A 20,692-nucleotide genomic window follows, 5' to 3' on the forward strand; every position below is an offset into this window, starting at 1 on the left:
CTCAGACTCAAGCGGTCAGCGCTTCGGAAAGGCGATTCAATCGACCACGCACCGAACCGTCAATGACGGTATCGCCGGCACGCAGGATGACACCGCCAATAAGCGTCTTGTCCACCTGAGTAGTAATGGAGATTTCGCGATTCAGACGTTTCTTGAGTGCGTTCGCTAGCTTGGTCTGCTGTGCGGCAGTCAGCTTGTAAGCTGACGTTACTGTCACTTCAACGCGCTGTTCATGTTCGGCACGCAAGTACTCGAACTGTTCAGCAATGAAGGGCAGTGCCAACAAGCGTCCTTGGTCAGCTAAGGTATCCAAAAACCGCGACAGGCCTTCTTGCTTTTCCGACAACATATCGGAAAGCAACGCTACCTTTTTGTCGTTCTCAAGTTTTGGACTACCCAGCAGACGGCGAACGTCGCTGTTAGCAACCGCAGCGCTTAAAAAACCAAGCGCTTGGGACCAGCTATCAAACGCCTCATGATCACGCGCGTATTCAAACGCCGCCTTAGCGTAAGGACGAGCGACGGTAAGTAATTCCGCCATGGGTCACCTCCTTACAGTTCAGCAGCAAGCTCATCAAGTAACTTGCGATGTGCTTTCTCGTCGACCGAAGCTTCTAGTACACGCTCAGCACCAATGATGGCGAGGTGAGAAACCTGGGCACGAAGCTCGTCTTTTGCTCGATTCACTTCTTGCTCAATTTCTGAACGTGCACTTGCCATTAGGCGTTCGCCTTCAGCGCGGGCCTGTTCACGTGCTTCTTCGATCATCTGAGCAGAGCGCTTGTTGGCTTGCTCGAGAATTTGAGAAGCCTGCTCCTTGCTTTCACGCAGCGTTTGTTCTGCACGCTCTTGAGCTAGCTCAAGATCGCGAGTAGCACGGCTGGCTGCGTCTAAGCCATCAGCAATTTTCTTCTGACGCTCGTGAAGAGCGTTGCTGATCGGAGGCCACACATACTTTATGCAAAACCAGACAAAGATCGCGAAGGCGATCGTCTGCCCGATAAGCGTCATGTTGATATTCACAGGGATGTACCTCTGACAAGTTCGTGGCGACCGGAGTGAAACAAAACCGAGCGGGTTATCCGCTCGGCTAAGCTGTCATTAACCGGCGACAACGAAGATCAGGTACATCGCGATACCAACACCGATCATCGGAACGGCGTCAAGCAGACCGGCCATGATGAAGGTTTTGGTTTGCAGCTGGTCGCCCAGTTCAGGTTGACGCGCAGTAGATTCAAGCAACTTGCCGCCTAACAAGGCAAAGCCAATGCCAGTAGCCAGTGCGCCCAGACCGATGATGATGGCAGCTGAGAGATAAACCATTTCCATGATGTTGCTCCTGAGTTTAAGTTTTGGTTAAGGGTTGAGGGTTAATGAAAGCGTTGTTGCTTGGTTTAGTGGTGTTCGTGCGCCGCGCTCAAGTATACGACCGAGAGCGTGGTGAAAATAAAGGCCTGCAGCGTTACCACAAGAATGTGGAAGATGGCCCATGGCACGTCCAACAGCCAGATAGCCCAGAACGGCAGTAGGGCGATCAGGATAAAGATAACCTCACCGGCAAACATGTTGCCGAACAGACGCAGGCCAAGGCCTAGCGGCTTCACGAGCAAACCAATCACTTCAAGCACTAAATTGAAAGGAATGAGTGCCCAGTGATTGAATGGCGTCAGTGAAAGCTCTTTAGCGAAGCCACCTGCCCCTTTCACTTTGATGCTGTAATAAATAATTAAACAGAACACACCTAACGCCATACCTAGGGTGGCGTTGGGATCAGTCGTCGGTACAATTTTCATGTACTCAACGCCTAACTTATTGAACAGCACAGGGAAGTAATCAACTGGGATAATCTTCAGCGTATTCATGAGGAGAATCCACACGAACAGCGTCAACGCCAAAGGTGCAATAATGGGGTTACGTCCGTGGAAAGTGGCGCGGGTCAGGTTCTCAATGAACTCAACCACCATCTCTACGGCGTTTTGTAAGCCACCGGGCACGCCGGTAGTGGCTAGTTTACCTGCCTTACGGAAGAGCCAAATGAACAGCAAGCCCATGGCGATTGACCAACCCATGGTATCCAGGTGGATAGCCCAAAAGCCCATTTCACGCGCTTCTTCGGCGGAATGAGCCAGCGACCAACCATTCTCTGGGTGATTACCAAAGGTTAGGTTCTGCAAGTGGTGCTGGATATAGTAAGTCGATGAGACTTCGTTTCCTGCGGCCATAGACATGTCACCTCAATAAGTTGTGCGATTTCCTGGGCATTAACCAAGGTGCTAGCCAATGCGTCAAAATAACCGCGACATAAGCACTAAAAAAGAAAGCGGGGTTTGAAGGGGGCGCTACAACAAACACCAGTGAAAAAAGTGCCACCGTCAAACCAAACTTACCTGCTTCGGCGCGAAATAAATCCATCGCGCCAGATAAACGACGCTTTGCGCGAAAAATACCCATTCGCTGTATAAAAAAAGCGTGTGGTAGTAGCGCTACCAGCGCTCCTTTCAACACCGATAACACGCCTGCCAAATGAGCTATCGAAAACGCGAGCAATATACCCAAGAGCGTAACGACAAGTTGCGCCAACATTAGTCGAACAAAATATGTTTTTTGTCGCTGGGTTTCCAAACGTCGCATAATTCCCCAGCACGTTAGGTTGGATAGTTTTTACAACCATCGTTTTTACAACCGTCGTTTTTAAAATCTGTTGCTCATCGTCATAACAGACGACCTGCACAAATCTTGCGCGATTATAGGGAAGCGCTATCACACCTTCAACCGAAGTTGCACGGATTTCGCGCGTTTCGGCACCTACTTGCGACCAAAGGGCTAAAAAAACGCCGTAACTTTCATAAGCCTGCTATTTAATATGCGCTAAAATCCCGTCGAGCTCTTCAAGGCTGGTATAGCGAATAGTTACTTTTCCCTTCCCTTTTTGCCCGTGATCAATAGAGACGGGAGCACCTAGCAATTCCCCTAGGTGTGTTTCAAGCCGTGCGACATCCGGTGTTTTGGCGGTACGCGGCGGAGTCTGGGCAGGTGCCTGGTTAGCTTGTACTTTTTTAACCAGTGCTTCGGTGTCACGAACGGTTAAATCATTATTGACCACTTCATGGGCAATTTGGCGCTGCTGGGTACTGTTAAGCGAGAGCAGGGCTCGCGCATGCCCCATGTCTAAATCACCGCGTTCCAGCAGCGTTTGTACTTCAGGGTCTAACGCTAACAAGCGCAATAAGTTGGCGACTTGTGTGCGTGATTTGCCGACCGCATCGGCAATTTGCTGCTGGGTGAGTTCAAACTCTTCCCCTAAACGTTTTAGAGCAAGCGCTTCTTCGATGGCATTTAAATTTTCGCGCTGAATATTTTCAATCAACGCCAGTGCAAGTGCTACCTCATCACTGACATCGCGAATAACGGCAGGGATAACATCTAATTCGGCTAACTGTGCAGCACGCCAGCGACGTTCACCCGCGATAATTTCATAGCGGTTCTCACCCACTGGGCGAACCACAATAGGCTGCATCACCCCTTGTGCACGAATAGAATCAGCAAGCTCTTCCAATGCTTCTGGCTGAATATCCCGACGTGGCTGATATTTACCACGGGTAAGCTGGCCAAGAGGTAAGCGTTCTAGCCGTTCAGCCGCCGCTTCTTCCATTGGTGCTGCAGGCAACTGTGACGTGTCTGCACTATCCAGCGTCACGCCACCGGTAAGATCTAAACTGTCACGACGACGGGCGCCCGCACCAATCAGGGCATCCAGGCCACGTCCTAGCGCGCGTTTACGCGTCATTCGCTTCCCCTCGTACTTTTTATGTTACAGCGATAGCCGCCGAATCATCTCTTTAGCAAGCACACGATAAGCTTGGCTACCCCGCGAAAAGCGCGCGTATTGAGTAACGGGCAAGCCATGGCTTTGTGCTTCAGCAACCTTCACATTGCGCGGAATGGTTGTTTTTAACAGCGCATCGCCAAAAAAGTCTCTCAGTTGTTTGTCGACTTCGCGAGTCAAACTGGTGCGCTTATCGTACATAGTACGCAGAATGCCAGAAACGGCTAAATCAGGATTGATGCTCTGTTTAATCTGCTCAACAGTATCCAGCAGCGCTGATAATCCTTCCAATGCGTAGAATTCACACTGTAATGGAATAAGTACGCCATTAGCAGCGGTCAACGCATTCACGGTAAGCATATTCAGCGACGGTGGGCAGTCAATGAGCACGACATCATAGTCATCTGCCACGGTCTGCAGTGCTAACGACAAACGACTTTGCCGCTGGTCACTATCGAGCAGCTCTACTTCAGCGGCAGTTAAGTCGCCATTGCCAGGTAGGACATCGTATTTTACTGGAAGACCGCGAACAATCGCATCGCTTGCGGATGTTTCTCCCAGCAGTACGTCAAGTACGCTTTTTTCTAGCGCGTACTTATCAATGCCGCTGCCCATGCTGGCGTGCCCCTGTGGGTCTAAGTCTACCAGCAGGATCCGACGATCAAGTGCTGCCAAACTGGCGGCGAGATTAACGGCTGAAGTGGACTTGCCCACACCGCCTTTTTGGTTGGTCAGGGCAATGATCTGGCTCACTACTCAACTCCTTTTGGGGTCAGAATCAACAGCTGCCGCTCGGCCGTCTCGAAGGGTACACTCAGTAGGTGACGCGCCTGGAGCTCAACATAGGCGGGCAACTTACGCAGTTCATCATCAGCGCCAGGGCCTTTCATAGCAAGCCACTGCCCGTGAGCTGCCGGTAGCGCTCGGGTTAGCGAAATAAAGTCTACCAAGCTGGCAAAGGCTCGGGAAATAACCTGATCAAACGCCTGACCATTGAATTGCTCGACACGAGCTTGGGTTGGCGTGACGTTAGTCAACGCTAATTCCATCACTGCTTGGCGCTGAAAGCGAACTTTCTTGCCATTGCTATCGAGCAGCGTTACCTGTAATTCAGGCTTCATAATAGCAAGCACAAGGCCTGGTAAGCCGGGGCCAGCACCTACATCAAGTACCTGAGGCCCATGAACATAAGGCGCAACAGCAGCACTATCCAGCACGTGTCGTGAAACCATTTCTTCAACATCGCGCACAGCGGTGAGGTTATAAGCCTGATTCCACTTGTGCAATAGAGCGAGCAAACCGAGTAGTTGTTCGCGCTGTTTGGCAGTCACAGTGGCACCTAGCTCAGCTAATCCTTCATCTAACCGGGGTGCAACCGTTTTAGGCAAACTGTTGATCAATGGCGTTAATTGACTCATCCGTTAACTACCTCGGTATTGCTGACTAACCGACGTTTTTTCAAATGTATTAGCAAAATAGACACCGCTGCAGGGGTCACGCCTGAGATTCTAGCCGCTTGAGCCAGGGTTTCAGGACGCGTTTCGCTAAGCTTTTGACGGATCTCATTAGACAGACCTTCGACCCGCTGATAATCCAACTCGGCAGGTAGCGGTGTTGCTTCATGGCGTTTGAGTTTATCGATCTCATCCTGCTGACGGTCAATATACCCCTGATATTTCGCTTGAATTTGTACCTGTTCGGCAACTGTTTCATCGTCAACATCGCCGCTTTCGATACCTGGCAGCGATGTAATATCTGCATAGGTAAGCTCGGGGCGCTTTAACAAATCGCTCAAGCAGTATTCGCGAGGAAGCGGTCTACCGGTTTTTTCAGCAATTTTAGCGGCGGCAGGTGTATTGGGCTGCACCCAAACGGTTGCCAAACGAGCTGTTTCACGTTCGATGGCTTCGCGTTTTTGGCTAAACGCCGCCCAACGCTTGTCATCGACTAAACCGAGCTCGCGACCTTTCTCAGTTAAACGCAGATCAGCATTGTCTTCGCGTAGCAGGAGACGATATTCCGCACGTGAGGTAAACATGCGGTAGGGCTCTTTGGTACCCATGGTAATCAGATCATCCACCAACACACCGAGATAAGCTTCATCACGGCGGGGATGCCACGCCTCTAATTGTTTGGCGCGACGAGCGGCATTCAAGCCTGCCAGCAACCCTTGAGCACCCGCCTCTTCGTAGCCGGTAGTACCGTTTATTTGTCCAGCAAAAAACAGGTTGTGGATAAATTTAGTTTCCAGCGAGTGTTTTAAATCTCGCGGGTCAAAAAAGTCGTACTCAATGGCGTAGCCAGGCCGTGTGATATGAGCGTTTTCTAAACCTTTAATCGAGCGAACCACCTGTAACTGAACATCGAAAGGCAACGACGTTGAGATTCCGTTGGGATAGAGCTCATGTGTGTCCAAGCCTTCAGGTTCAATAAATACCTGATGGCTTGATTTGTCGGCAAAACGGTGAACTTTGTCTTCAATCGACGGGCAGTATCGCGGACCAATGCCTTCGATGACACCAGAATACATGGGTGAGCGGTCTAGGTTCGCCATGATGATTTCATGGGTGCGCTCATTGGTGTGCGCAATGTGGCAGCTCACCTGCTGAGGATGCATTTCCCGTGAACCAAGGTATGACATGACCGGCGTTGGCGTATCACCTGGCTGCTCTTCCAATGATGTGAAGTCGACGGTTTTGGCATCAATACGTGGAGGCGTCCCGGTTTTTAATCGATCAACGCGAAACGGTAATGCTCGTAAGCGTTCAGCCAAAGCATTGGACGGCGGATCCCCGGCGCGACCCCCGCGGCTTTGATCCAACCCAATGTGGATAACTCCCCCTAAAAACGTCCCCGTTGATAGAACGACGGACTCCGCGTGGAAGCGGATGCCTGTTTCGGTTACGACACCTCGAACGGTGTGGTTATCCACAATCAGATCGCCAGCGGCTTGCTGAAAAATCGTTAAATTCGGCTGGTTTTCCAGCATTCCGCGAATAGCGGCTTTGTAGCGAATTCGGTCTGCTTGAGCACGTGTCGCTCGAACGGCTGGGCCTTTACGAGCGTTCAATACCCGAAACTGGATGCCGCCTAAGTCCGTGGCTAGCCCCATTGCACCACCGAGTGCATCAATTTCTTTTACTAGGTGGCTTTTGCCAATCCCACCAATCGCTGGGTTGCACGACATTTGGCCGAGCGTTTCGAAATTGTGAGTTAGCAATAGGGTTTGACAACCCATACGAGCAGAGGCCAATGCGGCTTCAGTTCCCGCATGGCCACCGCCGATGACAATCACGTCAAAGCGGTCGGGATAGTTCAAGAGGCACCTCGTCTTGCGCCGTTTGGCACGGATGATGTGAGTCAGTGTGTGTTCACTGATTGAGTAAGCCCGCCAGTATAAACCTCCTGTGGGTAACCGTCAGGTTTTTCCACACCCAAAACTAAGTATCCATCTATTATTAATAACAAAATAAAAATATATAAGAGAAGTTCTATTGATGTTGTAACTACTGGTGTGGACAAAATCTGTTGATAACCGAAATTAAACAATTAATTTCAACGACTTAAATTGTTAGCTTTTACATGATTAAACGGCGGAGTACCTGAGTAGAAGCGGTGCTACTCCTGTGGATGAAAGTGCGACTTACACACAAGCATGACAAACAACGGGTTATCCACCGGCTCATACCGAGTTTGTTACCGCACCTGTGAACAAGTGAGATTGGTGTCTTATAAAGTGCTTATTTGCGCTCATGGTAGGTGTCGTAGCGCGATATAACAAAGCGTGTAAAAAATAGTATCCACAGGCAAAAAAAATGGCCTGTCGTGGTGACAGGCCATTTAACGGGGTAAAAATTGGCAAAAAAGTCAGATTAATTCCGACATTAGTGCTTCAAAACGCGTGCAAGGAAGGATTGTGTTCGCTCATGTTGTGGCGTATCGAACAGTTGCTCGGGGGGGGCTTGTTCGGCAATTTCGCCTTTATGGATGAAAATAACGCGGTCTGCCACCTCACGGGCAAAGCCCATTTCATGGGTAACAATCACCATGGTCATGCCTTCTTTGGCAAGCTCTCGCATGGCGTCCAGCACTTCACCAATCATTTCAGGGTCAAGCGCTGACGTAGGCTCGTCAAACAGCATAAGGCGGGGGTCCATGGCTAATGCTCGGGCTAACGCCACACGTTGCTGTTGCCCGCCCGATAGCTGGCTTGGGTACTTATCTGCTTGGTCTGCAATACCAACGCGCTCTAGCAGTCTTTCAGCAGTATCTTCGGCATCTTGTCGGCTCCACCCCCGCACTTTCATGGGCGCAAGGGTGACGTTGTCGCGCACGCTTAAGTGGGGAAAAAGGTTGAACTGCTGAAACACCATGCCGACTTCAGTACGGATAGTTTGCAGCGCTTTACTGCTTTTACCATTGGGCAGTAATTGGTTGCCATCAACATCAAGAGAGCCGGATTGAAACTCTTCTAAGCCGTTGATACAGCGGATGAGTGTTGATTTACCAGAGCCACTGGCACCGATGATAACGACGACTTCACCAGGGATAATTTCAAGATCAATATTATTGAGTACGTGCAGGCTGCCAAAATGCTTATTGAGCTGCTGCATACGCACAATTGGCGATTGGGTAGAGGTCATTGCACGTTCCTTTATTGTCCTGCGAGGCCTCTGCGCTCAATTTGGCGCAGAATCAAAGAGAGAGTCCAGGTGATGGCAAGGTACATCAGCGCCACCATGAAATAGACCTCAAGTGCGGTAAAGGTAGTCGCAATATAAATTTGCCCTTGGCGAACCAATTCACCGACCCCAATCACTGAAAATAGCGAGGTATCTTTGATACTGATGATGCCCTGGTTGCCCAGCGGAGGAATCATGCGCCGTAGGGCTTGGGGCCAAATCACGTAACGAAAAGCTTGGGTTCGAGACAAGCCTAATGAGAGAGAGGCTTCTCGCTGACCACGCTCGATAGACTGCACGCCGCCCCGCACTATTTCAGAGATATAAGCCCCTGAATTAATGGCGATAGCGGCGATACCGGCGACTAATGCGTTGATTGGGCTGCCCAGTAGTTGGGGTAAGCCATAAAAGATAAACAGAACCTGCACTAAAATGGGCGTGCCGCGAAAAACTTCGACGTAAAAAATCGCTGGCCAGCGTAGCCAACGCACTGGACTAATGCGCAATAAACCAAAGAAAATGCCAATAAAGAAGCCGATAGCTAAGCCGCCAAACGATATAAGCAGTGTCCAAGGAATACCTGGTAACAGATAAGGGATCGACCCAAATGCGGCCGACCAATCAAACTGAAAGTTAACGTCCACGCGTTATCTCCAGAAAAATTAACAACGACACAGGGCCGGGGGAATAGCCGCCCGGCCCTGAGATGAAAAGCACTTGTTAGTGATAGCGAACAGCGGCGTTACTCAGCGCTGGGGGCTTCACCAAACCACTTCGTGTAGATTTCATCGTAGGTGCCGTCTTCACGCATAGCGGCAAGCGCTTCGTTGGTAGGCTCTACCCACTCGCTGCCTTTATGGAAAACAATGCCGTACTGCTGGCCTTCATATAGTGGGCCAACCACCTTGGTACGGCCTTCACCACGGGTTTGTGAGAAGTAGGCGACGTTAGGGGCGTCGTACAGCACTGCGTCGACGTTGCGCCCTAAGAGCGCCATGTACATATCAGCCGTGCCAGGATAGGGAGTAATGTCGGCATCTTCGCCGAGTTCCTGCTGAAGGAAGTCGTAGCTAGTAGAGCCGATTTTGGTGGCAATGGTGAGACCTGCTAGGTCTTCAATCGAAGAGACATCTTCGTTGTCAGCGCGCACGATGATTTGCAGACCTGAGTCATAGTAGGGGTCGGAGAAATCGACGACCTGGGCACGCTCTTCAGTAATGGTGGTGCCCGCGATGGCGATTTCCTGGCTGCCAGTTTGGACGGCGGGAATGATGCCAGAGAATTCCATCGTGGTGAGGTTAACTTCAAAGCCAGCGCGCTCGGCGACGGCGTTGATGATATCCATATCAAAACCGATCATTTCACCGGTTTCAGGATCCATCATTTCGAACGGTACAAAGCTTGGGTCAGTGGCCACATTCACAGAAGGCGTTTGTGCAAACGCGATAGTGGTACTGCCTAAACCCAGAGCAAGAGCGGTAGCAATGACAGATTTTTTTAGTAGGTAATTCATTAGTTTCCCCGTGTATTATTTGGTTAGTGACGTCATTTAAAGAAGATTTTCTCTTATAAATTACGTCTGCAACCGTTATTGACCTTTTAACCTTGGCGAGAAACCACCAAGGCGTCAAGTCACGGGGAGGGGGTTGTTACCAACGTTGGTTAGACCATGAAGGAAGCACCACAGCCGCAGGTGGCCGTAGCGTTGGGGGTTTGAACACGAAAGCGGGCACCTGCTAACCCTTCTTCATAGTCGATGGTTGAACCCACCAAGTATTGGTAGGAGAGAGGATCGACCACGAGGATGGCATCGCCAAATTCAATCAACGTGTCGTCTTCGGCCACGTTTTCAGCAAAATCAAACCCATACTGGACCCCCGAGCAGCCACCACCGGTGACATAAACGCGTAGTTTCAGCGCAGGGTTGGCCTCTTCTGCCATGAGTGCTTGGATGCGTTTCCGAGCACTGTCAGACAATAGTAGAGGCGTTGGAATAAAAGCTTCTGCACCGCTCATGGGTACCTCCCGCGAGCTTTAAGAACGAATAATCGACATTGGAGTGTGATTATGGGTAATTCCCAGCAAAATGGTCAACTATTGCTGGGAATTAGTCGTGCCTTAAGGCATCAACGCTGGGGCGTTGAGGCCCATATTTTCGTCAAAGCCAAACATGAGATTCAGGTTTTGAATCGCTTGGCCTGATGCGCCTTTAACAAGGTTATCAATTATCGAAAGTACGACCACGGTATTGCCATTGCCAGGACGGTGAACAGCGATACGGCAGGTATTGTTGCCTTTGACGCTGCGAGTTTCCGGGTGGCTGCCTGCAGGCATGACGTCAACAAACGGCTCGTGGGCGTAACGCTGCTCAAAGAGTGCCTGTAAATCGCCTGGCTCTTCAGTCAGCGTACTATAGAGCGTGGCATGAATGCCGCGGATCATAGGCGTTAAGTGAGGCACAAAGGTAAGCCCCACGGCGTTTGGCTGCATATCGCTTAAGCCTTGACGAATTTCAGGCAAATGGCGATGTCCGGACGCACCGTAGGCTTTCATCGATTCGCTGGCTTCGGCTAGCAGCGAGGCAACTTTGGCACCACGGCCTGCGCCGGTAACGCCAGATTTACAGTCTGCGATTAACTGGCCTGGGTCGATTAAACCAGCTTCTAAAAGCGGCAGGTAGCCGAGTTGAACAGCCGTTGGGTAACATCCTGGCACGGCAATTAAGCGAGCCTTTTTGATCTGTTCACGATGCATTTCTGGCAGGCCATACACGGCTTCTTTTAGCAGTTCTGGGGCGCCATGGGGCTGGTCGTACCACTGGCTCCATTCGTCGGCATCGCGTAGCCGAAAGTCAGCAGATAAGTCGATTACCCGAGTGCCATTGTCGAGCAGTTCGCCTGCTAGCGCGTGGGCGACCCCGTGGGGTGTCGCAAAAAACACCGCGTCCATTGCACCCAGCGCCTTGGCGTCTGGCTCGCTAAACGTAAGCGCGTCATAGTGGCCGCGCAGGTTGGGATACATGTCGCATACCTTCACGCCGGCTTCCGAGCGCGAGGTAATGGCTTCTACGTTTACCTGTGGATGCAGGGCAAGCAACCGCAACAGCTCAACGCCGGTATAGCCGGTACCACCTATAATGCCAACCTTAATCACAAACCACTCCTTGCGCATTACGCACAGTCAGACCCAACAATAATTAGCAGCCTAATGAGATACCACAGGCTGTTGAACTGTAGCTAGCTATGATACACAAGAGAGTAGGCGCATAAGAGCGCTATGGGGAAACAGGCATGTGTTCATTAAAGCGAACATGATGCGTAGAAACGAACAATAAGCGCAAGGACGGACGTTGTGGCACGTTTTTCCCGGTCGGATTTCACCTTAGAAAGTTTTCGTCGCCAGTTGGCGAACGTTGATGCCCTGCCTCAGCTGTGTGTGCTGGGGCTAGTATCTGGGGTGATCACAGGCGCGGTGATGGTGGCTTTTCGCTTATTGCTAGAGGTAGGCGCTGCACTTTATATGCCTGAAGGCAATCCTGAGGCCTTTGAAGGGCTAGCGCCATGGCTACGTGCACTGCTGCCGATTATTGCCGTAACGCTGATTGGCACGCTGCTTTATCGCCAAAAGGCGGCCGCCCGTAAGTTAGGGGTTGGCCATGTTATAGAGCGTCTCACCTATCATCAGGGACGTTTCCCTATGCGCAACTGGCTTAATCAGTGGTGGGTAGGCGTTGTGTCTGTACTGGGTGGCCTCTCAGCGGGACGTGAAGGCCCTGCCATTCATCTGGGCGCAGCGGCATCTAGTGGTTTAGGTCTCAAGCTTCGCTTGCCCAATAACAGTTTACGGGTGTTGGTTGCTTGCGGTACGGCGGCAGGGATATCAGCATCATTTAATACGCCAATCGCAGGGGTGATTTTCGCCATGGAAGTGGTGATGATGGAGTACACCCTAATGAGCTTTATGCCGGTAATACTTGCCTCTACCATGGGGGCACTGGTCGCTCAGTTAGTGTATGGCAACGAACCGGCGTTTCGCATTCCTGAAGTTGCCCTAGGTTCGTTAATGAATGTGCCTTGGGTGGTTATTATTGGTTTGGTGATTGGCCTATTAGCGGGCGGATTTATTCATATTTCGCGTAGTCAGCACTTACATCAGTTGCCGCTATGGCTTAGGTTAGGCGCCGTCGGGGGGATAACGGGCGCTGTTGCGTGGTGGTTTCCTGAAGTACAAGGTATTGGTTACGACAGCGTTGCGGCTATGTTGAATAATCAGCTGACCATTACTGTGTTGCTGGCACTGATGATCGCTAAGCTCTTGATTACTGCCATCACCGTGGCAGGTGGTGTGCCTATCGGCATTATTGGCCCTGTCTTGGTGGTAGGTGCTGCCACGGGTGCCCTAGGGGGGATGCTGGGCGGCTGGGTATGGCCAGATAAAGCGGCAGACCCCGGCATTTATGCCATGCTGGGCATGGCGGCGATGATGGGCGCTGTATTGCAAGCCCCGCTTGCCGCATTGATGGCGTTGCTTGAACTAACCCATTCGCCTCATATCATGCTGCCTGGCATGCTTGTCGTCGTGGTTGCCTGCCTGACATCTCGTCAGCTTACTGGTTGTGAAGGCTTTTTTATTAGCTCGGTACGCTATGGGTTGCATCCGTTACAGCAGCCTTTAATGCAGGCGCTTTCGCGGGTGTCGGTGCCGGCGGGAATGGAGCGCCATTTAGTACGCACAGATCGCATGATCACGCCTGACCAAGCTCGTCGTTTGTTGGAAACGAATCCTGTGTGGCTAGTCATTGAGCGCTCTAGCGCAGAAAAACCCGTGCTGGCGCTTAAGGCCGCTGAGCTTGCGCGTTGGCTGCTGGAACATGATGAAGCGCTGCACGGCGAAGCTCCTCCCGATGACGAACGAATTGACTTACTTGAGATCCCCGGTCAGCGGCTTTAAATGGCACCTATCGGATTACAAGCAACGCTATCAGAAGCGTTTCTAAAACTTCAGGACAATGCGCTAGGCGCGCTCTATGTCGTGCACGGTTATCGACCAAAGCAGCAGCGAATTTCAGGTATCATTACGCGTGGCGCTATCGAACGTTATTATCACTACACTGACCCCCGCGAGCCCAACGCCTAAGGAGAGACCATGTATTTATGGGTAAAGGCCATTCATTTGATGGCTGTTGTTACCTGGTTTGCCGCACTGTTTTATTTACCGCGGCTGTATGTGTACCACGCCATGGCGCGGGACACAGGCGATGAGCAAGCAATCACTTACTTTAAAACCATGGAGCGTAAGCTTTACCGTGGGATTATGACGCCGTCGATGATTATTGTACTGATCTTTGGTGGCTGGATGCTTTATCTCGTGCCTGGCTGGTTTAGCCAAGGCTGGATGCACGCTAAGTTAGCGCTTGTCGCACTACTAATCGCTTACCATCATGTTTGCTTAATTTATTTGAAGCAATTTGATCAAGCCCGCTGCACCAAAAGCCATGTGTTTTTCCGCTGGTTTAACGAAGCGCCTGTGATTGCGTTAATCGCGATTATTATCCTGGCGGTGGTGAAGCCCTTTTGATGCGCCAACCTCTTCCTCCCGTTGTTTTAGTGTTAGCTGGCCACGACCCCACCGGGGGAGCTGGGTTAGTGGCTGATAGCAAAGCGATAGCCGCCTGTGGTGGCTGGGCAGTCACCATTCCAACCGCGCTGACCGTTCAAAATTGCCATAACGTGATACGTATTCTGCCTGCAGATCCTGCTGCAATGAGGCAAATGGCAGAAGCGTTAGGTGATATGCAAATTGCGGCTATTAAGCTGGGGCTGTTGGCTGATGAGGCGACACTGCGGGCAGCGGAACAAATTATCCGCCGTTTCCCTGGAATTCCCGTCGTCGCAGACCCGGTATTAAAAGCAGGTGGAGGAGCTAAGTTATCCACACCCGCCTTGCAGCAACTTTATATTGATCGTTTGCTACCGCTTGTGGATATAGTAACGCCCAATCGGTTTGAGCTTGCTGCACTGACGCCTGAGATAACCGACCCTCTCGATGACACGGCCCGCGCCGTTGAACTACTGTCGCAGGGTTGCCAAGGTGTACTTGTGACCGCGACTGACGATCCACTGCCGGGTAATACGCAACAGGTTGTGCATACGCTGCACTCTCCTGACACCACGCGCCAATGGCAGTGGCCACGTTTGCCTGAAGTATTTCACGGATCAGGCTGTACATTAGCCTCAGCACTTGCGGCTCGTTTAGCTGTTGGTGAGCGCTTACCAACCGCCTGTGAGCAAGCCCAGCACTTTACCTGGGAGAGTTTGTCTCATGGTTATCAGCCCCCTAGCGGCCAGTGTTTACCGAAACGCTTGCCACGCCCCGTACGCTTTTGATCTCATTGGCAGTAAGCCATTAATGTTGAGGATGCCATGACCACATCTGCAGAACTGTTTGACCTCGCCAGTCGCCACATTCGGGGGGGGGTTAACTCCCCTGTTCGTGCTTTTAAAGGCCTCCATCGTCCACCTGTTTTTATGGAGCGTGCTCAGGGTGCCTACTTATTCGATGTGGAAGGTAACCGCTACGTAGACTATATCGGTTCATGGGGCCCGATGATCACCGGGCACGCCGATCAGGATGTACTCGCTGCCGTGCGTGCACGGTTAGATAACGGCCTCTCTTTCGGCACGCCGACCGCTGTTGAAACCACCATGGCCGATCTAATCTGTGAAATGATTCCTTCCATGGAAATGGTGCGCATGACCAGCTCTGGCACCGAAGCAACGATGTCGGCCATTCGCCTTGCGCGCGGGACAACGGGGCGCGACAAAATCGTCAAGTTTGAAGGTAACTACCACGGCCATTCGGATTCATTGCTCGTCAAAGCGGGTTCAGGCGCGTTAACCCACGGTGAACCTAGCTCTCCAGGCGTACCCGCATCACTTGCTGAGCACACCATTACGCTTTCCTATAACGATCCTGAAGGGGTGGAAGCGTGCTTCGCAGAGATCGGAGAGCAGATTGCCTGCATTATCGTGGAGCCGGTTGCGGGTAATATGAACTGCATTCCTCCCCAGCCGGGTTTCTTAGAAACGTTGCGCCGGGTATGCAATGAATCTGGCAGTATTTTGATTTTTGATGAAGTTATGACCGGTTTCCGCGTCGCTTTAGGCGGTGCTCAGGCACATTACGGTGTAACGCCCGACCTTACTTGCTTAGGTAAAATTGTTGGCGGCGGCATGCCCGTCGGGGCGTTCGGCGGTAAACGAGAGATCATGCAAAATATCTCGCCTTTGGGGCCGGTTTATCAAGCGGGTACACTTTCCGGTAATCCGCTAGCCATGGCCGCTGGGGTTGCCCTGCTAACCAAACTGCAGGTGCCTGGTTTCCATGACGCGCTGACCCAGCGGGTGCAAACCCTGTGTACCGGCTTGCAAGAGCGTGCTAACGCTGCCCGCGTACCGATGATGACCCAGTCTGCAGGCGGCATGTTTGGCGTTTTCTTTACGTCGCAATCCCGTGTGGATAACTTTGCCCAAGCCACCGCTTGCAACCCCGATGCTTTCCGTCGTTTCTTTGGTGCCATGCTCGATCACGGTGTTTATCTCGCACCTTCCGCCTATGAAGCAGGCTTTATGTCTAGCGCCCACACGCCGGAAGATATTCAGCTAACGTTGGATGCGGCAGAAAAAGCCTTTGCCGTTATGTAACGCTAGGTAACAAGCCTGTCAGCTGACTGCTACACTGCAAGAGCCGCTCCTATTGAGCGGCTCTTGTGGTTAGTGAGGTAACCAAATCATGAAACGGCAACCGGCTTGGCACTCTTCACGTTTTAACGGCATATTGTTAACCGCTGTTCTCCCCCTTGGCCTACCGTTAACGGGGATGGCCGCACAGGAGCAGGATATGACTCAGATCCACATCACCATGGGCGGCACACCCGGCGCGGAATTTTCAGCCCAGTGGCGTATCACTCATAACGATGAAACTATCGAACACCCCGAAACACGTGGCACCGTACCCGCTGAATTTACCTTTGAAGGCACCACCTTAGAAGGCACAGTAAAACTGCTAAGCGAGGATGAGCGGTTAGACGTGAATATCTTGAAAGGTAATAACCGCTCGCGCTCCTCTACCCAAGGTAAAGGTGGCACGCTATCGGTAGTGGTGCGTTAAGCATAAAAAAACCGCCCCAAAAGGGGCGGTTTGAGAGCATTGGTCAACCAAGAATTAGTACTGAATGGTAGAGGCGCGGTTGCCACTGCCCACTTGAGTTACGCTGGCATTGGCGTTTACCGTACTACTTATCTGAGTGATGGTGGAGATGTTGTTCCAGCCATTTGCTGGGTTATGAGTTTGGCTTACAGTTGCAGTATGCATGCCGGCGCCAGTTTGCAGGATGAAAGACTCGTTGAATTCAGCTCCTGCAATACCAACACCATCCTGGAGAACGGTAGCTGTTTTACCATTACCATTTTGGATAATGAAAGAAACGTCACCTTCACCGAACTGGCCTACTAATGCAGTATTGCCGCTACCATTTTGGAAGATATCAGACTCACCATCTGTACCTAACTGGGCCACTCCAGCAAAGTTGTTGTCTCCATTTAACTGAGAGACATAAGAATCATTGTCCATTCCGCTCTGACCAACTAAGGCGGTATTGGTATCTCCCGTACCTGCTGCGCCCTGCAGAATGTAAGAGCTGTTGAACGAGCCATCATCGGCTAAAACGGCTAAGTTACTGCTGCCTGCTTGTTTGATATGACTAATACCGTCATTTCCCACTTGAACCGCTAAGGCTTGGTTGGTATCCCATTGCTGACGAATATAGCTTTGGTTAGCTGAGCCAAACTGAATGGCAACGGCGTCGTTATTATCCGCACCACCGCCGACGACTCCTTGATTCACAATGGATTTGTGACCAACACCCACTTGGGTGACACTAGCGCCGTTGGCATCGCCACCGAACTGATCAACGCGAGATTGGTTTTCGTTGCCGGCCTGAATAACGTTGGCAACCCCGCCAGTACTCAGATCCTGAGTAATATCGGAACGGTTAAGCGTACCGTTTTGTATTACATCAGCTTTCAAAGCATCGCCTGTACCGCTTTGGTTTTGTGTGATGTTGGATTCGTTTTGATCTCCACCACCCTGTAGCACACTGGCCGAGTTGCCTGTGGTGCCAGTCGCAGTTTGGGTGATAGTACTGTCGTTGTCCCCTACTGCTGCCGTACTGCCGGGCATATTATCAAGGCCATTTGGGCCAGTCTGGTAGTTGTTGAAAGCGGAATCTGGTTGGAAGTTAGTTGGGAAGCCTACACCACCACCTACAGTTGGCCCCCACGCTGTGTCGTCAATAGGCGTATTGTCGTTATCTACGCCATAGCCACCGCCTTGTCCGCCACCAGCGCTGGTATAAGTTAGGTTATTGGTAGAAACAATCGTTGTTGCCATGGCCATGCTGCTGGAAAGTGCTAGTGCGGCAGCAATTGCGGTTAGTTGCAGTTTCATGGTGTTTCCCCTTTTTTCGATCAACTTGCTTTGGTTGTTTACTGAGAAGCAGGTGGCAACTCAGTAGGTATCGATAGTGACCGGTCGTGCGCTGCCCGAGTAGTTTTGTTGCTGGACACTTACACCGCGTTGGCCACTGCCCGATTGTGAAATTGATACATCTCCACTAAAACCTAACTGGTAAATATCAGCCCTAAAAGAAAGGCTATTACCTTGTTGGGAAATATTAGCGTTATGGTTATTACCCACTTGCCAAATTACACCGATATTATTTCCATTGTTTTGGGTAATGTTTGCATGGTTATTATTACCACGCTGGTATATATGAGAGAAGTTGGCAGATTGGTAACTTGTAGAGCGCGACTGAAAAGTACTGGCTTGGTTTTGGTTTCCTCTCTGCTCTATAATGCTCACATTTTCTTGCATTAATGTAATGTCTATTTGATGAGCGTATTGAGCAACTCTAGTACTTTCTTCTATTGAAAAGTTATCACTATTAGCTTTTGCTGAAACAATATTGTTTATCAGCAAGCCAGCCACTATCAGCGAAGCGTAATAGCGCTTAACGCTTACTTTGCTTGTTGCTGAGTGAAGGCTTGATGATTTCATTGTTATTACCTTTTGAAACTTTGTGTGTCTTTTTGTTTCATGCATTGAGTGTGGACCATTTAAAAAATGGCACCATAAGAATATTTGTTAATGTTTCGATTATTTTTTTAATACTTTTTTATATTTATGGATTAAAATAGTAATAACGCATTGATTACATTATCGCCTTTTGAGATTTAATGTACTTAGATATTAAAAAAGCCACTCAAAGAGTGGCTTTTAATTTTTTTTTGTAATGATGTTCCCTTGTAAGAAAGCTACAGCATGGGGATTGGAGCATTTAAGTAGTCATTTAAAATGGATTCTTGAAGGCTAACCCCTGGCGCAAGATTCCATAGTCGATTTTCAATGCCTCTGGCAATAAGATGAATAACGGCAGACTCTATTGCTGACATTACTGCGAGCTGGACAGGTTCATTAGCCGTAATGCCAGCCTCAGCTTCTAGTAAGCGGCTAAAATCAATAAAGCGATACACGCCTGCTCGTAGTTCTTTTGAATAAATGGTCTTGGTCGTGGTGACGTTGGCTAATATTTCACCGGTTGATATTTCTACCGCGCGTAAATTAACCGTCACCTGATCGACCTGATACTGGCCTGATGCCCCAATGCCAAAATATTCAGCACCTGCTCCCCCAGTTCGTATGTTCGATTCATAAGCAATAATGCCGCCTTCTAGCATGACTGACGCTGCTCTTAACGATGGCAGCGTATCGGGCTGTCCAAAGCGTTCGAACTCTGCGCGAATAATGCGGCGTTCAGTTAACAAGTTTTGAAGCCCGACGCGCTCAAGTGGAATAAACCAGCCCGAGTCAGATAGCGAACCGGTAAGCATCGCTGCTGCCCCCTGTGTTACCGCCGTTGAGAATGTGCTGGCAGGGGCTGGCCGGGATTGTCCTGTTTGATCGCGGAAATCATAAACAGAGACAAAAATCTTTCCTGATGGTGGCGGGAGCGATACAAGATCCTGATACGTAGCCCCTCTAGGTGTGAGTGTTGCTTCAGCACCTTCTAAATTTTCAGACGTTGCCACCATTCCTGCACAGCCACTCAGCAGGCTAGCGATGACAATTGAGGCGATAATTTTCATAATGATCCCCTGACAAAGCAGATAGCGTTAGTCGGTATTACTTGTTTTTAGCGGTTGGCATTGTTTTTAGTGTTAAGGATTAAATAAACCGCCAACGCTAATTTCTGTAACGTCTCCAGTGACTTTATCAACCACCCTAACAACTAACTGACCACTGTTATCGCTTACAACAACGCCAAATTCATCGCTATCAAAGCTCCCCTCACTGACTTCGCCTCGGCTTACATCGGAAATTAGCTGCGATATTAATCGGCTTTCTAAGCTTTGTAATAAGCGTTGAGTAGAAGAAAGTGTTTGACCACTTCGCACATTTGGGTCGGTGTTGGTATCTTGTGCTTGTGCTTTACCCAGTAGGTAACTGCCTACAAATGGATCGCCGCCAAAAGAAGGGTTAATAGGTTGATAAATTAACTCTCCCGAATGTGCGTTCATTCCTATTCCGATTGTTGCTATAAAGGTCGCACAGCTAATTTTTATACGGTTTTTCATTAGAATAACTCCTCTTTTCCCAAGTCTTTATCTGAGGTAAGGGCAGATGCCAGCTGCTGCTGGAGGAGTGCCTCCTCAACGATTTCTACAGCGTCTCCTGCTACGCGGTCTGCTTCGCTAATCCTTGGAGAAAGCTGTGCTCTGAAGTACATCCGGTTGCCTTCCACGATGGCAATTTGGCTACCCCAGCGGGCATCGGGACGCTCTTGAATGGTAATCGTGGCATTACCGATGATGAGGTTATCCATTGCCCGCTGGCTGAAAGCGCGATAGAAGGTCTTGCCAGCCATGGTGACGGTACGGTCGACCATGACGCCGGTTAATTCGCTACTTCTATTTTGGCGTTCTTGTATTTCTGGGCCGTCTGGGCTTGATAGTTGGTTTATTGCTTCGACTTCTTCCTGTTCGTTTGCTAATCCACTCGTTGTTAACGTAAAACTGCTAATAAAAACAATCAGTAAATAGCGAAGTTTACTCATGGCTATATTACC

23 protein-coding genes and 1 pseudogene are annotated in these 20,692 nt (G+C 50.4%); 5 read left to right on the plus strand and 19 right to left on the minus strand.

Annotation, left to right across the window (positions count from 1 at the left end; genetic code table 11):
• Nucleotides 1-7: 7 nt before the first annotated feature.
• The 14 genes from REH51_RS08890 to argC all read right to left on the minus strand — a co-directional run bounded on the left by REH51_RS08890 (nucleotide 8) and on the right by argC (nucleotide 11,661).
• Nucleotides 8-541, minus strand: a complete 534-nt coding sequence (locus REH51_RS08890; RefSeq protein WP_009723317.1) for a F0F1 ATP synthase subunit delta — start codon at nucleotides 539-541, stop codon at nucleotides 8-10.
• An 11-nt stretch (nucleotides 542-552) separates the two neighbouring features.
• The gene (locus tag REH51_RS08895) at nucleotides 553-1,023 is read right to left on the minus strand and encodes a F0F1 ATP synthase subunit B (RefSeq protein WP_009723318.1); all 471 of its coding nucleotides are present in this window, start codon (nucleotides 1,021-1,023) and stop codon (nucleotides 553-555) included.
• Between the two features lie 78 nt (nucleotides 1,024-1,101).
• Nucleotides 1,102-1,329 carry a F0F1 ATP synthase subunit C gene (atpE, locus tag REH51_RS08900; RefSeq protein WP_007112217.1) on the minus strand — a complete coding sequence of 76 codons (228 nt, stop codon included), beginning with the start codon at nucleotides 1,327-1,329 and terminating at the stop codon, nucleotides 1,102-1,104.
• Nucleotides 1,330-1,394: 65 nt separating this feature from the next.
• The gene (atpB, locus tag REH51_RS08905; protein WP_009723319.1) at nucleotides 1,395-2,222 is read right to left on the minus strand and encodes a F0F1 ATP synthase subunit A; all 828 of its coding nucleotides are present in this window, start codon (nucleotides 2,220-2,222) and stop codon (nucleotides 1,395-1,397) included.
• Between the two features lie 7 nt (nucleotides 2,223-2,229).
• Complete coding sequence (locus tag REH51_RS08910) at nucleotides 2,230-2,631, minus strand: ATP synthase subunit I (protein WP_009723320.1); 402 nt, start codon at nucleotides 2,629-2,631, stop codon at nucleotides 2,230-2,232.
• A gap of 223 nt (nucleotides 2,632-2,854) precedes the next feature.
• Nucleotides 2,855-3,787, minus strand: a complete 933-nt coding sequence (locus tag REH51_RS08915; RefSeq protein ID WP_009723321.1) for a ParB/RepB/Spo0J family partition protein — start codon at nucleotides 3,785-3,787, stop codon at nucleotides 2,855-2,857.
• A 24-nt stretch (nucleotides 3,788-3,811) separates the two neighbouring features.
• Entirely contained in the window at nucleotides 3,812-4,579 is a 768-nt protein-coding gene (locus tag REH51_RS08920) for a ParA family protein (RefSeq protein ID WP_498937654.1), read from the minus strand.
• Nucleotides 4,579-5,244, minus strand: coding sequence for a 16S rRNA (guanine(527)-N(7))-methyltransferase RsmG (gene rsmG, locus REH51_RS08925; RefSeq protein ID WP_009723323.1), 666 nt, complete (start codon nucleotides 5,242-5,244; stop codon nucleotides 4,579-4,581). Before rsmG ends, REH51_RS08920 begins: the two co-directional genes overlap by 1 nt.
• On the minus strand, nucleotides 5,241-7,145 hold the full coding sequence (mnmG, locus tag REH51_RS08930; RefSeq protein WP_009723324.1) for a tRNA uridine-5-carboxymethylaminomethyl(34) synthesis enzyme MnmG: 1,905 nt from the start codon (nucleotides 7,143-7,145) through the stop codon (nucleotides 5,241-5,243). The genes rsmG and mnmG overlap by 4 nt, the downstream gene beginning before the upstream one ends.
• Before the next feature lie 565 nt (nucleotides 7,146-7,710).
• Entirely contained in the window at nucleotides 7,711-8,469 is a 759-nt protein-coding gene (locus REH51_RS08935; RefSeq protein WP_498937656.1) for an amino acid ABC transporter ATP-binding protein, read from the minus strand.
• An 11-nt stretch (nucleotides 8,470-8,480) separates the two neighbouring features.
• Entirely contained in the window at nucleotides 8,481-9,152 is a 672-nt protein-coding gene (locus REH51_RS08940; RefSeq protein WP_009723326.1) for an amino acid ABC transporter permease, read from the minus strand.
• 98 nt (nucleotides 9,153-9,250) lie between these two features.
• Nucleotides 9,251-10,021, minus strand: a complete 771-nt coding sequence (locus REH51_RS08945; RefSeq protein WP_009723327.1) for a transporter substrate-binding domain-containing protein — start codon at nucleotides 10,019-10,021, stop codon at nucleotides 9,251-9,253.
• A 149-nt stretch (nucleotides 10,022-10,170) separates the two neighbouring features.
• Nucleotides 10,171-10,524 carry an iron-sulfur cluster insertion protein ErpA gene (gene erpA / locus REH51_RS08950; RefSeq protein WP_498937658.1) on the minus strand — a complete coding sequence of 118 codons (354 nt, stop codon included), beginning with the start codon at nucleotides 10,522-10,524 and terminating at the stop codon, nucleotides 10,171-10,173.
• 102 nt (nucleotides 10,525-10,626) lie between these two features.
• Nucleotides 10,627-11,661: an N-acetyl-gamma-glutamyl-phosphate reductase gene (gene argC, locus REH51_RS08955; protein ID WP_009723329.1), complete on the minus strand. Its 1,035-nt coding sequence runs from the start codon at nucleotides 11,659-11,661 to the stop codon at nucleotides 10,627-10,629.
• A gap of 198 nt (nucleotides 11,662-11,859) precedes the next feature.
• Between argC and REH51_RS08960 the strand changes: the two are divergent.
• The 5 genes and pseudogenes from REH51_RS08960 to REH51_RS08980 all read left to right on the plus strand — a co-directional run bounded on the left by REH51_RS08960 (nucleotide 11,860) and on the right by REH51_RS08980 (nucleotide 16,677).
• Nucleotides 11,860-13,644, plus strand: a pseudogene (locus tag REH51_RS08960) (chloride channel protein).
• A 9-nt stretch (nucleotides 13,645-13,653) separates the two neighbouring features.
• Nucleotides 13,654-14,085, plus strand: coding sequence for a protoporphyrinogen oxidase HemJ (gene hemJ, locus REH51_RS08965; RefSeq protein ID WP_009723331.1), 432 nt, complete (start codon nucleotides 13,654-13,656; stop codon nucleotides 14,083-14,085).
• Complete coding sequence (thiD, locus tag REH51_RS08970; RefSeq protein WP_498937660.1) at nucleotides 14,085-14,894, plus strand: bifunctional hydroxymethylpyrimidine kinase/phosphomethylpyrimidine kinase; 810 nt, start codon at nucleotides 14,085-14,087, stop codon at nucleotides 14,892-14,894. The genes hemJ and thiD overlap by 1 nt, the downstream gene beginning before the upstream one ends.
• Before the next feature lie 36 nt (nucleotides 14,895-14,930).
• On the plus strand, nucleotides 14,931-16,211 hold the full coding sequence (hemL, locus tag REH51_RS08975) for a glutamate-1-semialdehyde 2,1-aminomutase (RefSeq protein WP_498937662.1): 1,281 nt from the start codon (nucleotides 14,931-14,933) through the stop codon (nucleotides 16,209-16,211).
• An 88-nt stretch (nucleotides 16,212-16,299) separates the two neighbouring features.
• Entirely contained in the window at nucleotides 16,300-16,677 is a 378-nt protein-coding gene (locus REH51_RS08980; protein ID WP_498937664.1) for a hypothetical protein, read from the plus strand.
• A 54-nt stretch (nucleotides 16,678-16,731) separates the two neighbouring features.
• Here the strand turns inward: REH51_RS08980 and REH51_RS08985 are convergent, their stop codons facing one another.
• The 5 genes from REH51_RS08985 to REH51_RS09005 all read right to left on the minus strand — a co-directional run bounded on the left by REH51_RS08985 (nucleotide 16,732) and on the right by REH51_RS09005 (nucleotide 20,680).
• Nucleotides 16,732-18,015 (minus strand): hypothetical protein, encoded by a 1,284-nt coding sequence (locus REH51_RS08985; protein ID WP_009723335.1) that lies wholly within the window; start codon nucleotides 18,013-18,015, stop codon nucleotides 16,732-16,734.
• A 60-nt stretch (nucleotides 18,016-18,075) separates the two neighbouring features.
• Nucleotides 18,076-18,624, minus strand: a complete 549-nt coding sequence (locus REH51_RS08990; RefSeq protein ID WP_009723336.1) for a hypothetical protein — start codon at nucleotides 18,622-18,624, stop codon at nucleotides 18,076-18,078.
• A 257-nt stretch (nucleotides 18,625-18,881) separates the two neighbouring features.
• On the minus strand, nucleotides 18,882-19,712 hold the full coding sequence (locus tag REH51_RS08995; RefSeq protein ID WP_498937666.1) for a CsgG/HfaB family protein: 831 nt from the start codon (nucleotides 19,710-19,712) through the stop codon (nucleotides 18,882-18,884).
• A gap of 72 nt (nucleotides 19,713-19,784) precedes the next feature.
• Nucleotides 19,785-20,201, minus strand: coding sequence for a curli assembly protein CsgF (locus REH51_RS09000; protein ID WP_009723338.1), 417 nt, complete (start codon nucleotides 20,199-20,201; stop codon nucleotides 19,785-19,787).
• Nucleotides 20,201-20,680 carry a CsgE family curli-type amyloid fiber assembly protein gene (locus REH51_RS09005; protein WP_009723339.1) on the minus strand — a complete coding sequence of 160 codons (480 nt, stop codon included), beginning with the start codon at nucleotides 20,678-20,680 and terminating at the stop codon, nucleotides 20,201-20,203. The genes REH51_RS09000 and REH51_RS09005 overlap by 1 nt, the downstream gene beginning before the upstream one ends.
• Nucleotides 20,681-20,692 lie beyond the last annotated feature (12 nt).

Source organism: Halomonas bluephagenesis (assembly GCF_054790765.1).

Bases quoted from the DNA above. Each gene is read 5' to 3' on its own strand.
- REH51_RS08890 (WP_009723317.1), bottom strand. From the start codon at position 541: ATGGCGGAATTACTTACCGTCGCTCGTCCTTACGCTAAGGCGGCGTTT.
- atpE (WP_007112217.1), bottom strand. From the start codon at position 1,329: ATGGAAATGGTTTATCTCTCAGCTGCCATCATCATCGGTCTGGGCGCA.
- atpB (WP_009723319.1), bottom strand. From the start codon at position 2,222: ATGGCCGCAGGAAACGAAGTCTCATCGACTTACTATATCCAGCACCAC.
- REH51_RS08910 (WP_009723320.1), bottom strand. From the start codon at position 2,631: ATGCGACGTTTGGAAACCCAGCGACAAAAAACATATTTTGTTCGACTA.
- REH51_RS08915 (WP_009723321.1), bottom strand. From the start codon at position 3,787: ATGACGCGTAAACGCGCGCTAGGACGTGGCCTGGATGCCCTGATTGGT.
- rsmG (WP_009723323.1), bottom strand. From the start codon at position 5,244: ATGAGTCAATTAACGCCATTGATCAACAGTTTGCCTAAAACGGTTGCA.
- REH51_RS08935 (WP_498937656.1), bottom strand. From the start codon at position 8,469: ATGACCTCTACCCAATCGCCAATTGTGCGTATGCAGCAGCTCAATAAG.
- REH51_RS08945 (WP_009723327.1), bottom strand. From the start codon at position 10,021: ATGAATTACCTACTAAAAAAATCTGTCATTGCTACCGCTCTTGCTCTG.
- erpA (WP_498937658.1), bottom strand. From the start codon at position 10,524: ATGAGCGGTGCAGAAGCTTTTATTCCAACGCCTCTACTATTGTCTGAC.
- hemJ (WP_009723331.1), top strand. From the start codon at position 13,654: ATGTATTTATGGGTAAAGGCCATTCATTTGATGGCTGTTGTTACCTGG.
- thiD (WP_498937660.1), top strand. From the start codon at position 14,085: ATGCGCCAACCTCTTCCTCCCGTTGTTTTAGTGTTAGCTGGCCACGAC.
- hemL (WP_498937662.1), top strand. From the start codon at position 14,931: ATGACCACATCTGCAGAACTGTTTGACCTCGCCAGTCGCCACATTCGG.
- REH51_RS08980 (WP_498937664.1), top strand. From the start codon at position 16,300: ATGAAACGGCAACCGGCTTGGCACTCTTCACGTTTTAACGGCATATTG.
- REH51_RS08985 (WP_009723335.1), bottom strand. From the start codon at position 18,015: ATGAAACTGCAACTAACCGCAATTGCTGCCGCACTAGCACTTTCCAGC.
- REH51_RS08990 (WP_009723336.1), bottom strand. From the start codon at position 18,624: ATGAAATCATCAAGCCTTCACTCAGCAACAAGCAAAGTAAGCGTTAAG.
- REH51_RS08995 (WP_498937666.1), bottom strand. From the start codon at position 19,712: ATGAAAATTATCGCCTCAATTGTCATCGCTAGCCTGCTGAGTGGCTGT.
- REH51_RS09000 (WP_009723338.1), bottom strand. From the start codon at position 20,201: ATGAAAAACCGTATAAAAATTAGCTGTGCGACCTTTATAGCAACAATC.
- REH51_RS09005 (WP_009723339.1), bottom strand. From the start codon at position 20,680: ATGAGTAAACTTCGCTATTTACTGATTGTTTTTATTAGCAGTTTTACG.